Below are 21,284 nucleotides of genomic sequence, written 5' to 3'. Positions count from 1 at the left end.
GCGACCGTTTACCATGGAATACAACCTTTGACTTAGGTATCCAACATCAAATTGCCATTGCAGGAAATAATAAGATTGAATTACGCGCCGACATTTTTAATGTATTGAATGCCGAAAATTTAAGCGGATACAGCAACAACGCAACACAAAGCAACCAGATACAAGGTGGTTCAAGTGCAAGCGGATTGTTTACCCAAAGAAACGCTTCGCCACCAAGACAGTTTCAGTTTAGCGTTCGTTACTTATTTTAAATAAAACAAATAGGGATGGAGGTATTCTCTTGAACTATGTATAAATTCGCGTTAGGGATAGCAACGGCATCTCCCAAGGCATAAAACAGGGCTTTTTTTAGCCTTGTTTTATGTCCATTGGGAATACAGTGAATAGCCCGACCCTTGTGGTAACGCCCAACTAAAAAATAAAATATGTTTGTACTAAATGCAAATGAGCCTACTGAATTAGCTGCTTACTTACAATCCCAAAATTGGATTGAACCTATGGAATCGATTGTTTCTATTTCTAAACCAGGAGAGGGAAATATGAATTGCGTTTTGCGAGTAAAAACGGCTACGCGCTCCTTTATTGTTAAGCAATCGAGAGGCTATGTCGAGAAATATCCGCAAGTAGCGGCGCCTGCTGAGCGTGCGGTTACGGAAGGTGCTTTTTACGAAAAAGTAGCTACAGTTGCTGCAATTCAAAGTATAATGCCTAAGATTTTAGGGCTCGATCCTAAGTCTAACGTCATTGTTTTGGAAGATTTAGGAGAATCTAGCGATTATACTTCTTTGTATCAATTAGACCAAAAACTGGAAGCGGCCCAACTTACGCAATTAGTAATGTATTTAAATGGTTTACACCAAAGTTTTCAAAAAACAGTCATTGATGATGAGCTGGAAAATAAGGAAATGCGCAGCTTGAATTACGAGCACATTTTTGAGTATCCGTTTCGAATCGAGAATGGGTTTGATTTAGATGGTATTCAGCCTGGTTTACAAGCTTTGGCCTTGACTTATAAAAATGATGAGCAGTTAAAGCATAAAATAGGTGCGTTAGGCGCGTTGTATTTATCGAAAGGAAAGTACTTGCTCCATGGTGATTATTATCCTGGGAGTTGGCTTAAAACGGGAGACGGAATAAAAGTAATAGATCCAGAATTTTGTTTTTACGGCTTGCGCGAATTTGATCTAGCGGTTATGTTGGCCCATTTGTACATCACGCAGCAGGAAGAAGGAGTGATCGCATTTGTAAAAGAAAATTACAGTCAGTTTAGCGAGTTGAATTCGACTATTTTGAATGGTTTGATTGGAACTGAAATCATGCGCCGATTGATAGGATTAGCACAATTGCCATTGCAAATGGACTTAGAAATGAAGGCAGATTTACTAAGGTTTGCCAAAACTTTAATTTTAGAACAAGATGAAAAATAAAATAGTACTTTTTGCTTTTTTGCTTACGGCAACACTGCAAGCTCAAACCAAAGTTTGGTTCGACACGGATTTGATGATTGGAATGCCTGATAAAACACCACGTGAGGTCGATGATGGGATTACGCTAATCATGGCTTTGAAGCAACCGCAAATAGAAATTGTAGGGATTAGCTCTATTACTTACGTTGATTACAGTTACGATGTAATCAATAAAATATTGAAATGGCACAACAAAGGAGCTGCAATTCCAGTATACAAAGGTTCTCCAAATGCTGATGATATAGGTGTCGAGAATGATGGAACGAGAGCGTTGTATGAGGCTTTGAAAAAAGAGAAGCTGACCATATTAGCTTTAGGACCCATGACTAATATTGCGACCTTAATCAAAAATCACCCCGATATTATTCCGCAAATCGAAAAAATATCTATTTGTGCGGCACGAACTCCCGGATTACCTTTTAATCCAGGAAACGGAAAACTAAATGTGTTTGATTACAATTATGAGTTCGACTATAAATCGATGGATATCGTTTTAGATTCGGCTATACCTTTAGTATTTGCAGGTTATGAACCAAGTTCGTACACCTTTATTGGGAATATCGATTTGGCTAGCTTAGATCAAAATGAAGAAGCAGATAAATGGTTGTTCGATATTGTACAGCCTTGGATGGAGAAAAACGAAAAGTTTTTTGGCGTTCGCGGCTTTATACCTTTTGACTGTTCGACCTTAGGGGTTATTACGCATCCTGATTATTTTACCTATTACAAAGACATTCCTATTAAAGTCAATTATCGAAAAAATGATGCTTTGACTGTACAGCCTACCGTACCCTTCAAAAACTTTTTAGAGGTGTCCTATAAATACAAGACAAAAAAGAAGGTTGATTATGCCATTAGAGCTTTGCAAGGTTTTGAAGAGAAGATTTTAGAAACGCTATCTGTCAAAAACTAACAAAACTTTAGGACTTGTTTGAAAACCAAGCTTGTGTAATAGTCGTAAATTACAAGATAGAAAGGCAGGTTACTTTATTGCAAGGCGCAAAGACCTTTTAATCAATTGATAACTAATAGTAAACAGTATAAAATGAAAATAGTAAGTTACTTATTCGTGTTCTTTATAGTGATCAGCTGTACGAATGCACAAACGAAAAAATTGTCATTAGAACCTAAAAAAGGACAAGCAGTTGCTGTTTTTGCCGAAGGATGTTTCTGGTGTAGTGAACATGTTTTTGAAGCTGTAGTAGGTGTAAACGAGGTGATCTCTGGTTACAGCGGTGGTACAATGAAAAACCCATCATACGAGCAAGTTGGATCGAATAGAACAGGTCATGCGGAGGCGATTGCCGTTTTTTACGACCCAAAAGTGATTTCGTATAAAGAGTTGGTGAATGTGTTTTTTGCATCGCAAGACCCAACTACTCCTAATCAGCAGGGACCAGATAAAGGTTCGTCCTATCGTTCCATTGCTTTTTACAAAGATGCAAATGAGAAAAAAATCATCGAGGATAAAATCAAAGATTTGACCGCTAAGAAAGTATTTTCAAATCCGATTGTGACAGAGGTAAAGCCAGTTAGTGATTTCTACGAAGCCGAAGATTACCATCAAGATTATGTAAAAAACAATCCAAATCAGCCTTATGTAAAGGGGGTTTCGGTTCCGAGATACAATAAGTTTAAAACAACTTATAAAGGAAAGTTAAAACCCAAAAGCTAAAATTATGAAACGATACCACCAATTAATTGCCACGATATTAATTTCCTTTAGTTTTATTGCTTGCCTGCAAGCAAGTAAAGGAAAGAAAGAAACTGCAGCGACCGATAACAAAGTAGTAGTAGCGCAACAAGCTACTCTTTCGCTCTCAGACACTATTTTGAAAAAAGTAGTAAAAACGGATGCGGAATGGAAAAATGAGCTGACTCCTAATCAATATTATGTATTACGTGAAAAAGGAACTGAGCGTCCTTTTCAGAATGAATACCATGACAATCACAAAAAAGGAACGTATTACTGCGCCGGTTGTAACTTGCCGTTGTTCTCCTCAAAAACAAAATTTGATTCAGGTACAGGATGGCCTAGTTTTTATGATGTTTTAGACAAGAGTAGGGTAAACGAAGTAGTAGATAAAAGTGCAGGAATGATTCGTGGCGAAATCGTATGTGCGCGTTGCGAGGGACATTTAGGACATCTTTTTGACGATGGTCCTAATCCTACGGGATTGCGTTATTGTATGAACTCAGCTTCATTGACATTCCAAGAAACAAAGTAATGATTTGGTTAATTATTCGAAAAAAGGGCGTTTATTTCATCTGAAATAAACGCCCTTTTGGGTTTTACTATGTAGTAGGCTGATTTACTTGTACAACTGTGGTAAAATATAATTTTTGAAAATTTTCTCTGGCTGCTGCGATTTACCGTTTCTATAATTTCCAGAAGTAATAACAACCACGCTCTTTAAGTCAGGAATAATAAAAATATATTGCCCTCCTGCACCTCTAGCTTCCATCGTTTTGATACGTTTTCCGTTTATGAGGTACGAATGATGCCACCACAAATAACCATATGCGTTTTTATCTACTGTGTTTTCTAAAACATGATAGGGCTTGAAAGAGTCGGCAACCCATTGTTCAGAGATAATTCGTTGCCCATTCCACTTACCTTTATTGAGATATAGTTCTCCAAATTTCAGGATATCCTTTGGAGTTAAATACATACCACCGCCAAAGTACGGATTACCCTTTAGGTCGGTTTGCAAAATATAATCCGTGATGGCTAATTTTTGAAATAAATTTTTATCCATAAATAGTTCTAAAGGTTCTGATACTAGAGAATCCATTGCAATTCCTAGTAAGTACGGATTAGCTGATCCATAGTTTGCCTTCGTACTTGAGGGATGAATCATTGGAGCACTCAGGATTGCCTCTGTCCAGTCAGTAGCCATTTGATAGTTATCTTCTACTGCAGCCGATTTTGGGTTGGCATTGATACCATAATCAATTGCGTCTAAGCCCGAGCTCATGGTTAAGAGACTTTGAATGGTAATCTTCTCTTTTAAATTGTCTTTTTGATTCTGGTATTTGGCTGGTAAAAAGTCAAATACCGATTGGTCTACGTTTTTAAATAAGGATTTGTCTTTGGCGATACCTACAAATGCCGAGGAGATGCTTTTTGACGAGGAGCGCATATCGTGTGGTAAGTTGGCGGTGTATCCATCAAAGTAGTGTTCATATATAATTTTACCTTTTTCCGAAATTAGAATAGAGTGGGTATTGGGCAACGAATCGCTTTTCACAAGACTTTCTAATCCCAGTAGCTGAAGTTTTGATTTTTTATTGGCGCTACTAAATCCACCTGTAGTCCAATCTTTCTCTGATTTAGTCAAATTAATTTGGGTGATAAGGTTAATTCCTAAAAACAAGCCTAATTTGATTTCGTTAAGCCTCAATTCGCCTTTGAATTTTAAACCAGTTTTGAAATCAGTAAACGATATTTGATTATTTTCTTTTTGAAAGTCAGTGCACCAAGTACCTGTGAAACGGTCGTCACCAAAAACGGAGTAGGCTTGGTAGTCATCGTTATTCCCATTTTCGACACTCAAATATAGTTTTGAAGAAAGTAGTTCATCTACCATTACAATATTCCAATACCCAGTAAAAATATTGTCTTTCCCTTTGTTTAGCGTAATATGATAGAGTAGCAGACCTGACTTTATAAAGCCATTTATTTCTTTTTGATTTGCAGAGAAGGAACCTTCAAAAAATTGATTTTCAGAAAATGTAATTTTTAGATTGCTCTGGTTTTCAGTCGTAAAAGGATAGTCAACGATGGTATGATCATTAGCAATTTTAAATCTCGGTTTAGCAGAATCTAAATTCTCGATTGAAACCTTAAGGTGTACTGTTTTGGGATTATCGAACTTGCCTTCCCATGGATTGGTGTAGTCCTCCATTTTTTGTGCATGGAGCGATAAGATGACAAAGAAAAAGAGAAACAGTGTGATTTTGTGATTTTTCATTTTTGATTTTTTTGATTGAGTGGTAAAGCTAGGTTTTTCTCACATCTAAAAATAGACTTTGAATAAAACTTATTAGTACTTATTTGTCAGAAGAAAAATGAGAGGTTGCTAAAATAGGCTTGGGTATGATTAGCTTTAGTTGGGAATCTAAAGAAAAGTCTATTTTAAAAATGAAAAGCGACAATTTGAATCTCTAAAATCAATTATAAAAAATACCTCTATTTGTGTTTTTTCCTGTTCTTCATGTCAGCAGTTTTTTCTTTAATCCATTCAATTGAGAGGTCGAATGGTGCTGTGTTGTCGCTGGATGCTGTATTGTGTCCTAAGGTGGGAAACAAGGCGTATTCAAATGCTTTGCCTTGAATTTTGAGTGTATTTAATTGCTCGATACACATCTTAACGGGAATTTGGATGTCCTTTTCGCCAAAAAGCCATAGTCCAGGGATAGAAAGGGTATTCAGCGTAATTTTAGGATCGGTTGCAGTAAACTGATACTTGTCTTGGTCGAACAGGGTATGTTCGCGAGCATCGGCATCCGTATGGTTTTCCCAAAAGGTAGTATTTCCATTCGTGTAAAACTGAAAGCGAAGCTGCTCTAAAGTCGTAATCGTAGGGCAACTAAATAGCACCATAAATGCTACTTTTGGATTTTTGGTTGCTGCAATTGGAATAATCCATCCTGCTTGACTGAAGCCAATTAATCCAATAGGTGTTTTTTTATTCTTCAAATAGGTGCTAAGCGTTTGTACTGCTGCGCTAGCATCCATGGCTAATAAAGTAAGATTACTATTTTCTATATTGTTAGTCCCAACAGACGGGCCTACATATACGCCTCCAGATGCTCCAACTCCGCGCTTGTCATAGGTCAAAACAGTAATTCCTTGTATAGCTAGACGTTTAGCAAACTCCATTTCCCTTTTTACAGGATCCGACCCGTGAACAATTACGACTGCGGCAAACGAATTTTTAGGCTGTAAGATGGAGCCAGCTAAGGTTACACCTTGACTTTTAAATTGTATCTCTTGAACTGTATAAGTATCCGATTGGGCAATTGCTATTTGTGATACTAAAACTAAGGACAACCAAAGAAGTAAGTTGGAAGGAAAGTTGCTGTTCATTTGGGTTGAATTTATGGCTATTAAAAATTTGAAATAGTCAAATTATAATTTAACCTCAATTACTGTTCTACGAAAAAGTCTTCGTCTAAATGTTTTACTTCGTAAGTCTGCTTGATTTGTACTCCAACATTAAATTCGTGCATCAAATCAACTAATTTATTTCCATCGATTAATATAATCTTATGATGCGCATTTCTTGCTTTCTCGTCAGCTCCTTTATCAAATAATGAAGTAGTAACGAATACACCTTTATTTGTGTCACCACTCATCGCACCAATAAAGTTTCTAATGTCCTTCTCTCTAACTTTATTTTCATTAAATCTCTTAGCTTGAATATAAATTTTATCTAATCCAAGTTTGTCCTCGTTAATTATTCCATCAATTCCTCCATCGCCAGATTTTGGAGTCTCAATAAAATCTCCATATCCCATTTTTTTCAAAAGCATTAGTACAACTTTTTCAAAATAGTAAGGGTCGATAGTTTTTAATTTTTCAAGAAGTTCATTTTTGATTTCTCTTTCAATTTGATTGAAACCTTCATCAATTAAATCTTGTGGCGAAGCATTTGAAATTTTCTTTATTTCTTGCGAATTAGAATCTTTTTCATTCTCGGTTTGGTAGAAATCAAGTAAGGATGTTTCATCTTCTAAAGCCTTTAGGTTTAAGGTGCTTTTTTGATTTAGTCCTTTATCAGTGATTTGAACATTTCCTCTCGACGGATAGTATATATATCCTCCTTTTTTAAGGTATGATTTGCCCCAAGCAATGCGGTTATTAATCAAAATCTCTCCAGATTTGGTTTTTTCTTCTAACATTTCTACCGGTAAATTGGAGTAAAACTTTTCAATTACTCTTTTTTGCATTTCTCTTGTATGAATTATCTCTTGATTTGATAATATTTCGAGAATAGGATTAAATGTTTCGTGAAATTTTGGAATTTCTAGATTCATATTTTGATGTGTTATGGTAATTTAAGGGCTATTATTGTGCAATTTGCTGAGAATTGTGTGACCAATTATTTTTCACTTAGATAAAATTTCTTGCGAAAGATAAACGTTAATTTACCACATATTTCGTAATTGCTTGAAACCGCTGTGGTTGTTGCGCAACTCAATAATAAGTAATATTGGTCAAAAAATGTAAAATTAAAAAATGATATTCAATTGATTTGTAATACTTTGTAAATTAACTATTTATTAAAACTAATCAAAATTAAACAAAAAGCCAGTTGTGCAACAAGCACAGCTGTTATGTGCTGGCTTATTATTAAGTTTTATTTTCTTTTGCAGTTATTATTTTTAATTTTAGTTCATAGCTGTATTCTTCTTCATATATTATTGAACTGATTATTTCTTTCAATAAATCTCGGTCAATTATATTATCTGCAACATCAACTGCAACATTTTCCATTAACTCTATAAATTTTGATGCTGTATGACCTAAACCGTTTATTTCTAAAAAATAGGCACTTAGAGCTATAGATGACCTTTTATTACCATCATTGAATGCATGATTTTTATTTATTGAATAAAATAGATAAGAAACTTTATCTTCTAATTCTGGATAGTAAATATCATCTTTTACAAAATCAAGAGTTGCATCAAGAGCTCCTAAATCTTTTGCTCCTACTAAACCTCCGGAATGTAAAATTATGTAATCGTGCTCCTTTAATGCATAGTCGAAGTCAAAATATATATATGCCATTTTATCGATTTTTCAGTCTCTTAAAAACATCTATATTTTCATCAATCCGATCTTCTAAAGCTTTACTTTTTTCTCCTAAAAATCTATCAAAATCTGATTTTGAAACAGAACTTATGTAGTTTTGTAAATTATCATGAAAAATTTTTCTAAAACCATAATCACGACTTGCCATTTTAATTCTAGCATCTTCTATAAGTGGTTTGAAAAGAGGGTGGTTAGAAAAATTAAAGATAAGATTATCCATTTCAGATTTTGTTAATTTTCTATTTAATTTATTGAATTTTTCTTTCATTTCATGGGCTAACCCAATTTCAAAAGAAGCTATAAGTTTTAAAATTTCAGCATACGTTGTGTCTCTGACATTTTCATTCTCACTTAGATTTAGTATTTTTTTATATTCAATTGCATTTTCGTTAAATATACATTCATAAATTTTACTAGTGTATGTAGAGTATTTAAAATTCCCTAGATCTAAATATAAATTAAGTGCTTGTGTGAATTCTTTTCTGTAATGAGGTTCTCTTAATATGGTATTCAAAAAATCTTCATCTCTTTGATTAATAAACTTTGTAGAACCGCCTGATTTTTCATTTAAAGTGTCAATTACAATATCAAGAATTTTACTTCTCAATGCTTTAGCCATTGCGCTTTCAACTAATAACATACCTAAATTTAGAAAAGATCTAAAATTAAATACTCCAAGTTGAGATGTCTTACTTGAAATATTTAATATAGGTCCAAATTGGAGTTTAAACTCTTTTAGATTTTTACCTTTTAGAACAATATATCCGTTATGCTTCAATTCTTTCTCATTGTTTTCAAGATATCTTTCAATAGTTACAGTGTCTATTTGGTAGAATTCTGAAATTTGTTGTTTTGTATATTTATATTCATCCAAAAAGAGCATTCCTGGTACACCAAAATAATCTCTTAAATTATTAATAACCAAAGAGTTATTTAATATATTTTGTCTATCTATATTTGAAGAAGTTAAGTCTTTCATTTATCCAAATTTTGTTAATAACTTTTTGATGCTACCAACATTAATGAGGGCAGGATGTTAATAAGTGTGCTTTTTTGTTGATAAACACGGGCTTATTTGGTTTTCTAAATTAGAAGTTAAAAGTAAACATTTTGAGTAAATTATATGATCCTATTCAGTTTTTTTTGCTTGCACATAACTAGTATATATGCGCTAAAAAGTAGCGCCAATCTACCAAATTCAGAGTGTATATGCGCTACTTTGTAGCTCCTCACTAACAAATATATAAATAATAATTTTATTACAAATCATTAAATCCACTTTTCATTCTTTAACCAATTTAGAAACTTTAAGTAGTAAAAATACAGACTGCATTTCCAGTATTAAATCTAAATTACTTTATTAAAATTGACAATATGAATATAAAACTTAACTCTTAAAAGACTTTTAAAATGAGGATTTTCAATGGATTTCCAGTTTTTCCTGCGTGAGGGATAGTAGTGTAAAGCCTACAAAAAAGTAGAGCGCTAGCGCAACTTGTTGCGGACTTGTAACGTATAGCCCGACCCGCTGCACCCATGAAATAAGGGTGTAGCGGGTCACGCCCAAAGTAAAAAATGATAAATTAGTAAGCGGCTATTAATTGCTCCGCCATGGCCAGAATATCGGCGGCGATAAAATTAGGTGGTGGCGCTAAGGAATAGATCGATTGTCCTTCGCGGCTGATAAAGCCAGTGGCTAGGCCTGCCTGTGTCGCACCTGCGATGTCCCAACCGTGCGCCGCTACCATTAGCATTTGCTGGGGTTGTACTGAGAGCTTTTCGGCTGCCCATAAATAGGTTTCGGCGGCGGGTTTGTATTGGGATATGGCGTCGATGCTGAGTGCTTGCTCAAAATAATGCGTGAGTTGTGAGTTTTTTAGTTGCTCTTGCAAGGCGGCGTCAGGGGAGTTGGTTAAGGTGATTAATCGGAAACCATGGTCTTTTAATAATTGCAATCCCTTGATAACATCAGGGTAGGTTTGCAAGGATTTTATGATGGATAAAGTGTCTTTTATTTGGTCTTGCGTTACGCTTACGTTTAGCGATTCGGGAGCCATATCTAGCGTTGCCGCGGCGATGGTGGTGAAATTATGGTATTGATTGATGCTGTTAGATACGGTGGAATAGTGGAGTTACATGCCAAACCAAATCCGGAAACCTTGCTCTTCCTGTAAAAGGGCATTGACGGCTTTTTTTAAGGGCGTCATATCGAGTAGGGTTTCGTTGACATCGAATACGATTACGGGCTTAGTGGCAGTAGGTGTCATTGTGGTATGCTTTTTTTATACCATTTTTTGATGGTTTCCAGTGCTGGCTTGCCTTGGGGCGTATAATCGACATTGTTTTTCTTTTGCCTATGGTATTCATCAGCATACCATTTCCAGGCAAATCCGCCGGCAAACCACGATTTTTGTGATAGGGTTTGAAACAACGATTCGTATGCATTGGCTTGTGCCAAATTGTTGGCTGTGTTTTGGCTTTCGGTCCAAGGCTCTTTGGCAGCTTGATCTGAATTGCGGTAGCCAAACTCGGTAAAAAGGATTTTCTTTTTGATCTTAGCTTGTAGTTTTTCCATTTTTACGATATGTTCTTTCCACGCTTTATTGAGTTCGGCAACAGTGGGCGTTACAGCATCAGACAATGGGAAATAGGCATCGATACCGATATAATCGAGTTCGTTCCAGAAAGGGACTTTGTCAAAATCATCCCAGTTGGCGGCATAGGTGAGTTTACCGGTATATATTTTTTTGATTTTTACAATTAGTTGTGACCAATACTGCGGACGCTTAGCGATGGAGTTGCCTAGCTCAGTTCCAAAACAGAACAATTCCATTTTCTGGGATTGCGCCAGTTGGGCATAGTCCAGAATGTATTTTTCATAATCGGCTTCCCATTTTACCCATTCGGCATCCGTTTTAAAATCTAGATTTCCAGTATAGAAGCCATGATTTACCCATAAATGCGGTTTGAGCATGACGGTCATTTTATAATCGTGTGCGAGTTTGTTGCTTGCGATAATACCCTCAGTTCGTTCGCCCCACCATTGTCGTTGATTATTGTACCTAATCGCAGCATTGTCTACATCGACAAAAGCATAGGGAATTAAGGAAACGGAGTTCACATGATTTGCTTGTAACTCCTCGAGTGTGGTGTTTTTTAACTCTTTAATAGGAGCTACTAAATTCATGCCCTTGTATTCAAAGGAAAACGTACGCACGGCTTTTGACTTGCTGCTACTGAAGTGGAATAAGGCATAGCTACTACTAATAATTAGTAAAGCGACGATGAGTATAAGGGCATTTTTTTTCATAAAAGTAAAGTTACTTAATTTTAAAGGCGAAAAATATCTTTTGGTTGCATTTTAAGATTTATTTAAATGGAATGCGGTTTTGGTATCTATTTATCGCTAGGTTAGCGCGTTTATTTTATGAAATTCGGGTTTCGAACCTTGTAAGTTCTATGATTTCAGTAGTTTAAAAGGTAGTTGTAATCTTTACAATTAAACAAAATTCTCTAAATGCGTTTCCCAACTGTAGTCTGCAAACTTGATTGTATAGGGAGTAGTGTCAAATTCTAGTACTTTAGTCAGTATTTGCTTTATGCCTTTTGTTCCGCCAAAATCAGCTCGGTACCAAAGCAATAATTTTGAAGTTGCAATAATTTTAGTGGGATGATCTACAGTCGTTTCTTGCTCAAGAAAGGAGTACATGGCATGATCGAGCTGCTGTTCTAATTTTTCGAAAGTGTAAAAAGCGATAGGAGGACAGCTCTTGGCACCGCAGTTTAAAGCAAAGTGAATGCGATAATCGATTTCTTGAACTTCTAAATCTTTTAAAAGCGCTGATGCAAAGGGATTTCGTAGGTAACCGAAACTCCATTTCCAGCGGTTTTTTCTTAAAATTCCGTGCTCAATGTCATCTAGGCTAAAATAGTAATGCCCAATGTGAATTACTTTAGCACTAAAAATGGTTTTGCGGTTGGCTGTTGCTTTGTTCGCTTCAAATTGATAAAAAGCATTGTAGATATTGATCCAAAAGGTTTTTTTAGCTTGGTCGGTATTGAGTTCGGTTTGCAGTTGAGTTAATGTGACTGCTTGCAATAACTGTTGTTCCATTGCTGAATCTACATTCCTTCTTACATGAATTAGTACTTTTTCGAAAGTAGCAAGTAAGGAGTTCAAACGATCCATTGGGAATGGTTAAGATTTAAATGAAATAGTTCAATTTGGATTCAATAGTACTGCTTTTTCTGCTTTTACCATCTTCTGTTTTTCAAAAATAATGTAGCTTACCACTAGACCGTATTCAATAGCAATAAGCCAATAATTCTCCTTAAACTCGGGCGTGGAGTAGGCGATATAGCTAAGGAAAATGGTAAGACTCCAAACAATTGGAAAGTTGTATTTTGTAAATACACCAATGATAATTAAGTTAATAACATACCAAGGATGTACTGTTGTTGAGCAAAAGAAGTAAACGGTAAGCACTAGTAGAAAGCTGTTGAAAAGCTGCAAAGTGTTGCTGTCTTTTTCTTTTAAACTTTTGTATCCAATAAATAAAATAATGCAAACCGGTATAATTTTTCCTGTGATATGAATAATGTTATAGCCCGTTATCCAAAATCCGATTTCCCTGATGACGTAGTAAATACTAGCATTGAATTCAAAATTGGTGAACCATAATCCAATAGTTTCACTGTAATTTTGAATGAGCGCATTGGAAAGAAAAGGCAGGAAGAGTATGAGGTTAACTCCTACCACTATGATATAAAAAAAAACGGCTTTGGTCCATCCTAATTTTTTAAGAAACAAGGGAAGTAATAATAGCGGCAATAGTTTTACCGATATGGATAGCGCCAAAATTATGGCAGCTATTTTCCATTTATTTTGCTCTAGCAAATACATGGACCAAACAAAAAAGAAAAGCATCACGCCCTCAAAATGTAAATTTCCTGTACCTTCAATGAGCACTAACGGATTTAAAATAAAGTAGAAAATGTGGTGCTTTTCCATTCCTAAGCGAACGAGTAATTTAGTTCCAAAATATAGGGTTCCTAAATTGGCTGCGATCATAAGCAGGCGCATGGCAACAACGGTACTTAGTATGGAAGTACCACTACAAAAGGCTGCTATTGCAAATAAAAACTGGTTTACAGGCGGATAGTTAGAGTAATGCTCCGCGCTTAAACTTCCCATGCCATTGTATAAATCTTGCGCATTAGGGATAGCGAGATTCGGTTGTAAAATAAGGTCTTTAGGTAACTGCAGATACGGATTCATCTGCTGAATTAGCAAATGTCCATCCCAAATGAACCTAAAATAATCTTGTGATAAATTGGGCAAAGCCAAGAGAAACAAAAACTGAAATCCAACAGCCTTTAGAGTGAGGAATTTGAAATTGTCCTTTTGCAATTTAATAATTTCTAGAAAACAGTAAAATACAACTCCAACAGCGATTACAAGGTGAATGAATTGGGAACGATCTAGAAAATAAGCGATATACGTATACGCAAGAAGACTTATGATTGTTAAACCATAAGTCTTCTTGTTATTTACAGTAGACACCATTATTTATTACCCAATATTGATTTAAAAAACACAAACCCAAAACCTAAAAATAACATTAAATGTAAGGCAATCAAGCTGTAATCGTCAAGACGAATTGCGCTATACATAGCAAAAAGAAAATAGAGGATAAGAATCCCTTCGGCAATGATGTTTTTAGAAATGGTTTTCGAGATGTAGGTATTTTGCTTCCATTTATCTTTTAACGCTTCGATATTTAATTTTGGAGTTCGGACAAATTCACTTTTTTTACCCCACAAGCCTTCTAAAACGGCAATAGTATTGTGAAAAGAGAAGCCCATTGCTATGGTGTAAAAGGTAATGAACAATCCCATATAACTTAAGAAGTTTTTAAATCCGCCGCCGTGAATACTTTTATAAGTTGCCCAATAACTGATAAAAAACAGTATCGAAGTGATGATAAAGAATATAAGGATATCAAACACTTTACTAAACACACTGTATTCATTTTTGATATACAACATCGGTACGCTTAAAATCGCCATGGTAAAAATCGCCAGAAACATCGTGCTATTGAGTAAATGCAACATACCGTGGGCTTTGGTTTTAAAACCTATTTCCTTAGATTGTAAAACACGCGAAGCGTTTTTGCTAAAATTTTCGGCTCCACCTTTATTCCATCTAAACTGTTGCGATCGAGCCGCACTAATTATAGCGGGAAGTTCAGCGGGAGTCACTACATTTTCTAGGTATTTAAATTCCCAGTTTTTCAACTGCGCACGGTAGCTCAAATCAAGATCTTCAGTTAGTGTGTCACTTTCCCAATTTCCTGCGTCGATGATGCATTGCTTTCTCCAGACACCCGCTGTACCGTTAAAGTTAATGAAATGTAATTTTGAATTACGTCCTACTTGTTCCAGAGTAAAATGGGCATCAAGTGCAAAAGCTTGAATTTTAGTTAAAATCGAATAATCGCGGTTCAAATGGCCCCAACGGGTTTGGACAACACCAATTTTTTGATTTTTAAAATAAGGAATTGTTAAGTAAAGCCAATTTTTTTGTGGTACGAAATCAGCATCAAAAATAGCGATAAATTCGCCCTTAGCAGTCGTTAAACCTTCCTTTAAAGCGCCGGCCTTATATCCAGTTCTATTCGTTCTTTGAATGTGTTTAATATCTAAACCTGTTGCAGCAAGCTGTTTAATGAGTGCAGCGGTTTCTATGACACTATCATCTGTACTATCATCTAGCACTTGAATTTCCAGTTTGTCTTGAGGATAGTTCATGTGCGCAATCGTAGTTAACAAGCGTTCAACTACATACTTTTCGTTGTAAATGGGTAGCTGAATGGTAACGAATGGAATTTCATTAGGATTTTCAAGGTTGTATTGTATTGCTGCATCCTTTTGTTTTTTACTTTTAAGATAATTTAGCAGCAAGTTGAAGTGCGCTAAACTATATAAAAATAATAAAACAATTGATATGCTATAGACCAGCACTATGATATATGAAAGTTCTAACATTCTATTTTTTGAAGGTATATTTAAAAATCCAACCAATTATTTTGACTCCAGCCATTATGGTGCCTTTGACTGTTCCAGATACTTTTGAGACACCAATTCGGTTTTTGTAGCGAACTGGAATCTCGATATAGCTCATTTTTTGCTTCAAGACTTTTAGCTGCATTTCGACAGTCCAGCCATAGGTCTTGTCTTCCATTTTTAAAGCAAGCAATTTATCATATTTTATGGCTCGAAACGGACCTAAATCGCTGAATTTAGCTCTAAAAAAGTATTTCATTAATGTTGTAGCTAGCCAATTTCCAAATACCTGCTGTGGCGTCATAGAATGCTTTTCTCTCAAGCTAGCTACTCGTGCACCAATTACAAAATCAATATCTTCATTTTGGATTGGAGCTATGATTTTAAGTAGTTCTTCCGGATAGTCAGAATAATCACCATCTAAAAACACAATAATATCGGGTTTTGAGTCGCTGTTCGCGATATAGTCCATACCTTTTAGGCAAGCATATCCGTAACCTTTACGACTTTCAGACAGTACTGTTGCTCCTGCATTTGTAGCAACTTTAATCGTATTGTCTGTTGACTTGTTGCTTATTACGATAACTTCATCAACGATGCTTGGTATTTCTTTAATGACATTTCCAATTGCTTTTTCTTCATTGTAGGCAGGAATTATCACTGTGATTTTGATCATTGAGTTTTTCATCAAGGGTTATCTCTTTTGTATTTTGATAATGAGGTCCATTCTTTTATTTTTACTCCTTTCAGGTATTTTTCAGCCTTTACTAGAGATCCATTTTTGTAAACAAGTGTAAGACCTTCCTGGATATTATTTTTGAATTCTGCTTTTTTAAGAATAATTTCATTAGCATCATAGTAAAGCCACCATTGTACTTTTTTATTTTTGTTGTAATGTCCTTCTTCTTTTTTCTTACCGTTCTCATAATAGTAAAACCAATAATCAACCTTTTGATTGTCTAAAATCCAACCCTCTGACTTAATCTTTCCATTTTCATAATAATCTTTATAATATGTTTTTTCTGCCGTATGAATGCATACTGAGAGTAGGATCAATATGAAAATGGATTTAATCATGAATTTAAATTTAGGGGATCAGGTGGTAAGTATTTAACCTATTTTTTTTCGTTTAGTGACCAGTCAAAATCATAAGTTGTCACTGTTAAATGATTATCTACTTTTTTAACCAAAAATAAATTTATAAAATCTATTTCATTAAAATAGTTTACGGCAAAATCCTTTTTATACCATTCAAAGATTTTTGGCAATTCAATTATTTTTAAATCTTTGTTGACGAAAAAATAATTTTTAGAGTTAATTACAAGTGTAGCCTGATTTTTAATTTGTTCGTCTACCTCGTTTGGTAAGTAAGCACCGTTCAAAAGTGGTGCGCAACCATTTGCTGCACTTGCTAAGGTGAAATGCACTGCAGAATCAAAAAATAGATCTCGCAGGATGACATTTTGAATATCATCAAGAGTCAATTCTTGATTCCCAACCGTAAAACTGTTACTGCTAAAAAAACCAGGTACTTTTTCAATTGAGGCAATAGGGTATAAATCAATTACAGATTTGATAACGTGTAAGTTATAAACATTTATCCAAAATGCTTTTGCTAATTTTTTATCACTAAATTTCGTATCCAATTTTTCAATATTACTCAAAATGTATATTAGCTCCCCTGGACTTTTTTTAATAGAGGCATAATCAACTTTACCGTCGTTTGTTACATTTTTCTTAAAGAATTCGTTTGTTTGTTCAAAAAATAAGTCTGCTGTTTGCGCAACAGAAATAAGTGAAAAACTCAAAAAGAAAATTGTTAATGTAAATTTTTTCATTTTAATTGTTTTTTGTTTTTATGATTTGTTTATTAAATCCATTAAATTAACGTCATTCCCTAAAAGAATTTCGTTTGCATTTATACGACCATTTGGAGAGTCGTTTTCTAATTTCAATACACCTCGAGGACATACTGCTGAACAAACTCCACATCCTACACAAGAGGAACGAACTATGTTTTCTCCTTTTTGTGCATAGCTACGTACATCTATTCCCATCTCACAATAAGTTGAACAATTACCACAAGATATGCATTGGCCACCGTTCGTAGTGATTCTGAATTTTGAAAATAATCGTTGCTGCAGACCTAAAATTGCTGCCATAGGACAACCAAAGCGACACCAAACTCTGTTTCCTAATAAAGGATAAAACCCTACACCAATTACTCCACTGAACATAGCTCCTATGCCAAAACCATACCATTCTCTTAGTTTATTACTGTCGATAAATAAAACGTTTTTACTGTTCGAAAAATAATTTAGCAGCAAAGATATAATAATTACTGCTATTAGTGACAATATCGTGTATAAAGCATCAGTATCCATATCCTTTCGCTTAAATACAAATAACACAGAAGTAAAAATTGCTAGAAAAATTACAATCCCCCAGATAAATCGATCTTTGGTTATAAAACTCATTTCAGGATTGTCAGACAAAAAGGTGAATAGAACAGCAATTGTCATTACAAAAGAAAAAACAAGTACCGAGTGAATCATCCATCTTTCTATTTTCCAAGCTTTGATCGATTTGTTTGATAACTGTCTAAAACTATCACCTGCAGTTTCAGCAAGTCCTCCGCAACCACAAACCCAAGAACAATACCATCTTTTTCCATAAAAGTAGGTTAATATAGGGGAGATGATGAATATTAATGCTATTCCAAAAACTAACATAAACATCCCTAAATTGCCACCTTCCAGCATGGCTTTCAAATGCCAATCATTGAAAAAGTAATAATTAAGAGGCCACATGTTTTTTAAATCTTTTGCAAAATAAGCTTTCTCAGGATTTAGTTTTTCTAAGATCTCAGGTATTAAAAAAGCAAATCCTAATTGGAAAAACATAACAGATAAAGTGCGGAAAAGTTGGTACTTATTATGACGGTATTTTAAAATAAATTTATAGCCAAGACCAAGAATAGCAATGGTGTACAAGGTTCCATAGACAAACCACTGGCTTGCTGCTTTACCATTTAAAACGACGCTAAGCGGATCGAAAAAACCAACGATCCCCGTGTTAGCTGCTCCGTCTTGACCCAATCCTAAATATTTAGGAAACCAATACAAAACAATATAAAAAGAGGTCAAAATAATACCTGTCATCCATGCCCAACTTCCTTTACTGGTGAAATCGTTGTGCCAAACGCCATTATTTTTTATTCCTTCAGGTTGGTTTAAATAGGTTCGATTAGCATAAAGTACAATTCCAGCTAAAATCGCTACAATTGATCCTGCTAGCCACAAACCTTTGTTAGGAAAGGAGACATTAAATAAGGCCAAGGCCATGATAAAAAGCCCAATTAATCCTATTGTAATTCCTGCTTTTTGAACACTATCCATCTGCATGTTTTCATGAGAGGCGATAGATATATTTTTAATTGATTTACTCATCTTTTATATTTTTATAGCAGCAAATTCGCTGTTGAATTGTTGTTGGATGGCTTGGTTATACGAAATATATAATTCAGGATCAAAGTTGGCAGTTTTTAAATTTGCAACCACATAATCTACTGATTTTCTTTTTGTTAATACGGCATCAAAGAATTCATGGCGCATTCGAATTCCAAATGTATTGATTCCTAAAAAGGTTCGGTCATTTTTATCAAATACCAAGCGGATTGCTTTTTTACCTAAGGTATGTTCCCAGTAAAAATGTTCTTCATTTTCTTTTGTCTCAGCCCAAACCCATCCGGATGTTTGGTATTCAATATCTAAGAACTTAGCCGAATTAAACCAATGCCCTGGCTTGTATTGTGTAGGTGTTCCTGTCAACGTTTGTGCAAGTGCTTCACCCATCATTCGACCAGTGTACCAAACGGCTTCAATTGGTCGGCGTTGGTCAATAGCTTCGTGTTGCTCAGCACAATCTCCAATGGCATAAATATCTTTTATGTTAGTTTCTAAAAAGCGATTCACTTTAATTCCTCTACCTAGTTCAATGCCAGAATCTTTCAAGAAGTCTATGTTAGGAGAAACGCCGGCGGTTAAACCTACAATCTCACATTCGATAGTTTCTCCTTTATCGGTAAGGATTGACTTTACATGACCATTTTCATCGGAAGTGATTTCCACTAAATTAGTTTCTAATCGCAGGTCGATGTGGTGTTCTAAAATATGACGGTTTATCATTTGGCTTTCGCCAGAAGGCAATACACCATTCCAAAATGAAGTTTCTCGTACTAAAAAAGTAACGGCAATGTCTCTAGAGCGAAGCATTTCGGCTAATTCAATACCTATTAGACCACCACCCACGATTACTGCTCGTTTAGTTGTAGGAGCCCATTTCTCTAGAGCTTCTAAGTCATGTTTGTGGTACAGGCCTGTTACCCCTTTTAAATCTTGTCCGGGCCAACCGTATTTATTAGGTTTTGAACCTGTTGCTAAAACTAATTTGTCAAAATCTATGGTGGAATTGTTTTCTAGATGAACGGCTTTATTAGCAGTATTTACAGCAGTTACTAGTCCTTGAACTAAATTGATATTATTTTTTTTCCAAAAATCAGTTTCGTACGGTTGCGTATGCTCGAATTTCATGTGTCCCATGAAAACATACATTAAGGCTGTACGAGAAAAGAAAAACTCATGTTCGGCTGAAACAATTGTAATTTTAGTATCTGATTTTTTTCTGATATGTCTTGCAAGTGTTACACCAGCAATTCCGTTTCCAATAATAACAATATGTTCCATTGCGTTGTTTTTGGTTGTTTTTTGACTTCAAATTGTATAAAAAGCAGTGCAGTTACGCAGTCTGCTTTTGTTGCCTTTTTTAAATGGTTTTAAAGTCAGCTCCTGGTTCGAAATAGTTGGGATCTACTTTAATAAATTGGATGTTTGATAAAGTTGCATGTCCCAACTCATCGGTAAGACCTTTTCCTTCTTGCCAGCCATTAAAAATCCACTTTGTAGCAATAGGAATACCGTCTATTTTCTTGTAATCTAGGTATTGTATAACATGCGGGTTTTTTTCTGCTTCCTCTTTGTCTGACTTTAAAGTAACAATGTAGGCTGCTTTTTCAATTAAATTAGATTTGGCATTAGCGTAAACAACATACCAATCATCAGGCGCATCTCCGGTACCTGACGCAAAAGTTAATTTTTCAGTAAGGTAGTTTTTATTATTCTTTTCAGTATTTGCATAGGCTGTCCAAATGGTTCCAGGGTCGTTTACTTTATAAGGAAACAAGAAAAAGTAGCTCCAAGTGTAGGCATCAAATCGCACGGCTGCCTTATTGGGTATGCTAGGTGAATAAAATACTTTGTTTTGGTCAATTATTATTTTGGCTCCATTTGAATAAGCAATAACAGCTTTACTTGAATTAGTAAGAAGTGTCATTTTTGCATTTATTCTATCAGTCCCTCCAAATTCTAATTTTAAATCAAATTGAATGGCTTCTCTTTGTAAAAAATCTTTCGTAAGGTGTGCCTTAGCTACTCTATCCGTAAATGAAATATTTTTTACTCGTTGTTGACAGCTACTAAATAGTATAGTAAATAATAATAATAAAGTAGTTGTTTTCATTTTTATTTGTTTAGCAAAATTTTTACTTTTCGTTGATAGTAGATATTAGTCAAAGATTTTAAGTCTTGTAGTATATAGGTAAATTATTAGTTAATTATTAACTACAAAAGTAGTCTTTACTTATTTCAATACCATTACTCTTCGTAAATTATTTGGCTAGTGAACAGGATAACAATTTCGTTTTGCACCAATCTAAATTTTTCAATGTAATGTAATTGCTTTTTTTAAATTGTACTTTGGATGTACTATAAAAATGTTTTTTCTCTTTTTATTTTACCTAATAATCAGTTTTAAAAAAACAGTCGCAAATAAGGTTTGCGACTGTTGATTTGAACAACCAAAAAAAACAATTTTGG

General features: G+C 34.9%; 20 protein-coding genes and 1 pseudogene. 5 read left to right on the top strand and 16 right to left on the bottom strand.

The genetic code is table 11. From position 1 onward, the window contains the following. From P8M54_RS01670 to msrB, 5 genes are all read left to right on the top strand, one after another. Positions 1-251, top strand: a 251-nt coding sequence (locus tag P8M54_RS01670; protein WP_300284297.1) for a hypothetical protein, incomplete at its 5' end; no start/stop codon positions are given. A 174-nt stretch (positions 252-425) separates the two neighbouring features. Beyond that, positions 426-1,427, top strand: coding sequence for a phosphotransferase (locus P8M54_RS01665; protein ID WP_300284295.1), 1,002 nt, complete (start codon positions 426-428; stop codon positions 1,425-1,427). Next, positions 1,417-2,379 carry a nucleoside hydrolase gene (locus P8M54_RS01660; protein ID WP_300284292.1) on the top strand — a complete coding sequence of 321 codons (963 nt, stop codon included), beginning with the start codon at positions 1,417-1,419 and terminating at the stop codon, positions 2,377-2,379. Before P8M54_RS01665 ends, P8M54_RS01660 begins: the two co-directional genes overlap by 11 nt. A gap of 132 nt (positions 2,380-2,511) precedes the next feature. Further along, positions 2,512-3,141 carry a peptide-methionine (S)-S-oxide reductase MsrA gene (msrA, locus tag P8M54_RS01655; protein WP_300284289.1) on the top strand — a complete coding sequence of 210 codons (630 nt, stop codon included), beginning with the start codon at positions 2,512-2,514 and terminating at the stop codon, positions 3,139-3,141. Positions 3,142-3,145: 4 nt separating this feature from the next. Then, positions 3,146-3,694 (top strand): peptide-methionine (R)-S-oxide reductase MsrB, encoded by a 549-nt coding sequence (msrB, locus tag P8M54_RS01650; RefSeq protein ID WP_300284284.1) that lies wholly within the window; start codon positions 3,146-3,148, stop codon positions 3,692-3,694. Positions 3,695-3,778: 84 nt separating this feature from the next. Here msrB and P8M54_RS01645 read toward each other — a convergent pair whose 3' ends face one another. The 16 genes and pseudogenes from P8M54_RS01645 to P8M54_RS01570 all read right to left on the bottom strand — a co-directional run bounded on the left by P8M54_RS01645 (position 3,779) and on the right by P8M54_RS01570 (position 20,928). Further along, positions 3,779-5,440: a serine hydrolase gene (locus P8M54_RS01645; protein ID WP_300284281.1), complete on the bottom strand. Its 1,662-nt coding sequence runs from the start codon at positions 5,438-5,440 to the stop codon at positions 3,779-3,781. A 218-nt stretch (positions 5,441-5,658) separates the two neighbouring features. Continuing rightward, positions 5,659-6,558, bottom strand: a complete 900-nt coding sequence (locus tag P8M54_RS01640; RefSeq protein WP_300284278.1) for an alpha/beta hydrolase — start codon at positions 6,556-6,558, stop codon at positions 5,659-5,661. Positions 6,559-6,617: 59 nt separating this feature from the next. Next, positions 6,618-7,508 carry a restriction endonuclease gene (locus P8M54_RS01635; RefSeq protein WP_300284276.1) on the bottom strand — a complete coding sequence of 297 codons (891 nt, stop codon included), beginning with the start codon at positions 7,506-7,508 and terminating at the stop codon, positions 6,618-6,620. 316 nt (positions 7,509-7,824) lie between these two features. Continuing rightward, entirely contained in the window at positions 7,825-8,262 is a 438-nt protein-coding gene (locus tag P8M54_RS01630) for a Fic family protein (protein WP_300284273.1), read from the bottom strand. A 1-nt stretch (position 8,263) separates the two neighbouring features. Then, positions 8,264-9,265 carry a DNA-binding protein gene (locus P8M54_RS01625; protein ID WP_300284270.1) on the bottom strand — a complete coding sequence of 334 codons (1,002 nt, stop codon included), beginning with the start codon at positions 9,263-9,265 and terminating at the stop codon, positions 8,264-8,266. Positions 9,266-9,869: 604 nt separating this feature from the next. Then, a pseudogene (locus tag P8M54_RS01620) lies at positions 9,870-10,403 on the bottom strand (haloacid dehalogenase type II); the annotation flags it as partial. Positions 10,404-10,549: 146 nt separating this feature from the next. Beyond that, the gene (locus tag P8M54_RS01615) at positions 10,550-11,596 is read right to left on the bottom strand and encodes a hypothetical protein (RefSeq protein WP_300284267.1); all 1,047 of its coding nucleotides are present in this window, start codon (positions 11,594-11,596) and stop codon (positions 10,550-10,552) included. A gap of 189 nt (positions 11,597-11,785) precedes the next feature. Beyond that, on the bottom strand, positions 11,786-12,475 hold the full coding sequence (locus tag P8M54_RS01610; protein ID WP_300284264.1) for a DUF547 domain-containing protein: 690 nt from the start codon (positions 12,473-12,475) through the stop codon (positions 11,786-11,788). 30 nt (positions 12,476-12,505) lie between these two features. After that, a complete protein-coding gene (locus P8M54_RS01605) occupies positions 12,506-13,852 on the bottom strand; it encodes a glycosyltransferase 87 family protein (RefSeq protein WP_300284262.1) in 1,347 nt (448 codons plus the stop codon). Then, on the bottom strand, positions 13,852-15,333 hold the full coding sequence (locus P8M54_RS01600; protein ID WP_300284260.1) for a cellulose synthase family protein: 1,482 nt from the start codon (positions 15,331-15,333) through the stop codon (positions 13,852-13,854). The genes P8M54_RS01605 and P8M54_RS01600 overlap by 1 nt, the downstream gene beginning before the upstream one ends. Position 15,334: 1 nt before the next feature. Continuing rightward, positions 15,335-16,027: a glycosyltransferase family 2 protein gene (locus P8M54_RS01595; RefSeq protein ID WP_300284299.1), complete on the bottom strand. Its 693-nt coding sequence runs from the start codon at positions 16,025-16,027 to the stop codon at positions 15,335-15,337. Between the two features lie 11 nt (positions 16,028-16,038). Continuing rightward, positions 16,039-16,428, bottom strand: coding sequence for a hypothetical protein (locus tag P8M54_RS01590; RefSeq protein WP_300284257.1), 390 nt, complete (start codon positions 16,426-16,428; stop codon positions 16,039-16,041). A 38-nt stretch (positions 16,429-16,466) separates the two neighbouring features. After that, positions 16,467-17,189, bottom strand: coding sequence for a DUF547 domain-containing protein (locus P8M54_RS01585; RefSeq protein WP_300284254.1), 723 nt, complete (start codon positions 17,187-17,189; stop codon positions 16,467-16,469). 18 nt (positions 17,190-17,207) lie between these two features. Further along, entirely contained in the window at positions 17,208-18,800 is a 1,593-nt protein-coding gene (locus P8M54_RS01580) for a 4Fe-4S dicluster domain-containing protein (RefSeq protein WP_300284252.1), read from the bottom strand. Between the two features lie 3 nt (positions 18,801-18,803). Next, entirely contained in the window at positions 18,804-20,096 is a 1,293-nt protein-coding gene (locus P8M54_RS01575) for an FAD/NAD(P)-binding oxidoreductase (protein ID WP_300284250.1), read from the bottom strand. A gap of 79 nt (positions 20,097-20,175) precedes the next feature. Beyond that, positions 20,176-20,928: a DUF6503 family protein gene (locus tag P8M54_RS01570; RefSeq protein WP_300284247.1), complete on the bottom strand. Its 753-nt coding sequence runs from the start codon at positions 20,926-20,928 to the stop codon at positions 20,176-20,178. Positions 20,929-21,284: the final 356 nt, after the last annotated feature.

The organism is Flavobacterium sp., from assembly GCF_029242675.1.
Classification (GTDB): Bacteria; Bacteroidota; Bacteroidia; order Flavobacteriales; family Flavobacteriaceae; genus Flavobacterium.
This window is presented reverse-complemented; position numbering and strand designations above follow the sequence as displayed.

What these genes read in the sequence shown, in the direction of transcription:
- P8M54_RS01665 (WP_300284295.1), top strand. Translation starts at nt 426, where the DNA reads ATGTTTGTACTAAATGCAAATGAGCCTACTGAATTAGCTGCTTACTTA.
- P8M54_RS01660 (WP_300284292.1), top strand. Translation starts at nt 1,417, where the DNA reads ATGAAAAATAAAATAGTACTTTTTGCTTTTTTGCTTACGGCAACACTG.
- msrA (WP_300284289.1), top strand. Translation starts at nt 2,512, where the DNA reads ATGAAAATAGTAAGTTACTTATTCGTGTTCTTTATAGTGATCAGCTGT.
- msrB (WP_300284284.1), top strand. Translation starts at nt 3,146, where the DNA reads ATGAAACGATACCACCAATTAATTGCCACGATATTAATTTCCTTTAGT.
- P8M54_RS01645 (WP_300284281.1), bottom strand. Translation starts at nt 5,440, where the DNA reads ATGAAAAATCACAAAATCACACTGTTTCTCTTTTTCTTTGTCATCTTA.
- P8M54_RS01640 (WP_300284278.1), bottom strand. Translation starts at nt 6,558, where the DNA reads ATGAACAGCAACTTTCCTTCCAACTTACTTCTTTGGTTGTCCTTAGTT.
- P8M54_RS01635 (WP_300284276.1), bottom strand. Translation starts at nt 7,508, where the DNA reads ATGAATCTAGAAATTCCAAAATTTCACGAAACATTTAATCCTATTCTC.
- P8M54_RS01630 (WP_300284273.1), bottom strand. Translation starts at nt 8,262, where the DNA reads ATGGCATATATATATTTTGACTTCGACTATGCATTAAAGGAGCACGAT.
- P8M54_RS01625 (WP_300284270.1), bottom strand. Translation starts at nt 9,265, where the DNA reads ATGAAAGACTTAACTTCTTCAAATATAGATAGACAAAATATATTAAAT.
- P8M54_RS01615 (WP_300284267.1), bottom strand. Translation starts at nt 11,596, where the DNA reads ATGAAAAAAAATGCCCTTATACTCATCGTCGCTTTACTAATTATTAGT.
- P8M54_RS01610 (WP_300284264.1), bottom strand. Translation starts at nt 12,475, where the DNA reads ATGGATCGTTTGAACTCCTTACTTGCTACTTTCGAAAAAGTACTAATT.
- P8M54_RS01605 (WP_300284262.1), bottom strand. Translation starts at nt 13,852, where the DNA reads ATGGTGTCTACTGTAAATAACAAGAAGACTTATGGTTTAACAATCATA.
- P8M54_RS01600 (WP_300284260.1), bottom strand. Translation starts at nt 15,333, where the DNA reads ATGTTAGAACTTTCATATATCATAGTGCTGGTCTATAGCATATCAATT.
- P8M54_RS01595 (WP_300284299.1), bottom strand. Translation starts at nt 16,027, where the DNA reads ATGATCAAAATCACAGTGATAATTCCTGCCTACAATGAAGAAAAAGCA.
- P8M54_RS01590 (WP_300284257.1), bottom strand. Translation starts at nt 16,428, where the DNA reads ATGATTAAATCCATTTTCATATTGATCCTACTCTCAGTATGCATTCAT.
- P8M54_RS01585 (WP_300284254.1), bottom strand. Translation starts at nt 17,189, where the DNA reads ATGAAAAAATTTACATTAACAATTTTCTTTTTGAGTTTTTCACTTATT.
- P8M54_RS01580 (WP_300284252.1), bottom strand. Translation starts at nt 18,800, where the DNA reads ATGAGTAAATCAATTAAAAATATATCTATCGCCTCTCATGAAAACATG.
- P8M54_RS01575 (WP_300284250.1), bottom strand. Translation starts at nt 20,096, where the DNA reads ATGGAACATATTGTTATTATTGGAAACGGAATTGCTGGTGTAACACTT.
- P8M54_RS01570 (WP_300284247.1), bottom strand. Translation starts at nt 20,928, where the DNA reads ATGAAAACAACTACTTTATTATTATTATTTACTATACTATTTAGTAGC.